General features: G+C 33.9%; 1 protein-coding gene. It reads left to right on the top strand.

Features of this window, described 5'->3' with window-relative positions:
* Nucleotides 1–94: 94 nt before the first annotated feature.
* Nucleotides 95–1,123, top strand: a 1,029-nt coding sequence (gene mobV, locus C508_RS0117375) for a MobV family relaxase (RefSeq protein WP_018704835.1), incomplete at its 3' end; no start/stop codon positions are given.

Here is a 1,123-nt window from a genome sequence, read left to right as displayed (position 1 = left end):
TTTAACGACTTAATTACGAAGTAAATAAGTCTAGTGTGTTAGACTTTATGAAATCTATATACGTTTATATATATTTATTATCCGGAGGTGTAGCATGTCTCATTCAATTTTGAGGGTTGCCAGAGTTAAAGGATCAAGTAATACAAACGGGATACAAAGACATAATCAAAGAGAGAATAAAAACTATAATAATAAAGACATAAATCATGAGGAAACATATAAAAATTATGATTTGATTAACGCACAAAATATAAAGTATAAAGATAAAATTGATGAAACGATTGATGAGAATTATTCAGGGAAACGTAAAATTCGGTCAGATGCAATTCGACATGTGGACGGACTGGTTACAAGTGATAAAGATTTCTTTGATGATTTAAGCGGAGAAGAAATAGAACGATTTTTTAAAGATAGCTTGGAGTTTCTAGAAAATGAATACGGTAAGGAAAATATGCTGTATGCGACTGTCCATCTGGATGAAAGAGTCCCACATATGCACTTTGGTTTTGTCCCTTTAACAGAGGACGGGAGATTGTCTGCAAAAGAACAGTTAGGCAACAAGAAAGACTTTACTCAATTACAAGATAGATTTAATGAGTATGTGAATGAGAAAGGTTATGAACTTGAAAGAGGCACGTCCAAAGAGGTTACAGAACGAGAACATAAAGCGATGGATCAGTACAAGAAAGATACTGTATTTCATAAACAGGAACTGCAAGAAGTTAAGGATGAGTTACAGAAGGCAAATAAGCAGTTACAGAGTGGAATAGAGCATATGAGGTCTACGAAACCCTTTGATTATGAAAATGAGCGTACAGGTTTGTTCTCTGGACGTGAAGAGACTGGTAGAAAGATATTAACTGCTGATGAATTTGAACGCCTGCAAGAAACAATCTCTTCTGCAGAACGGATTGTTGATGATTACGAAAATATTAAGAGCACAGACTATTACACAGAAAATCAAGAATTAAAAAAACGTAGAGAGAGTTTGAAAGAAGTAGTGAATACATGGAAAGAGGGGTATCACGAAAAAAGTAAAGAGGTTAATAAATTAAAGCGAGAGAATGATAGTTTGAATGAGCAGTTGAATGTATCAGAGAAATTTCAAGATAGTACAGTGACT

The organism is Anaeromusa acidaminophila DSM 3853, assembly GCF_000374545.1.
In the GTDB taxonomy this organism is placed as follows: Bacteria; Bacillota; Negativicutes; order Anaeromusales; family Anaeromusaceae; genus Anaeromusa; species Anaeromusa acidaminophila.
The sequence above is the reverse complement of the archived record's forward strand: the minus strand, read 5'-3'. Positions and strand labels throughout refer to the sequence as shown.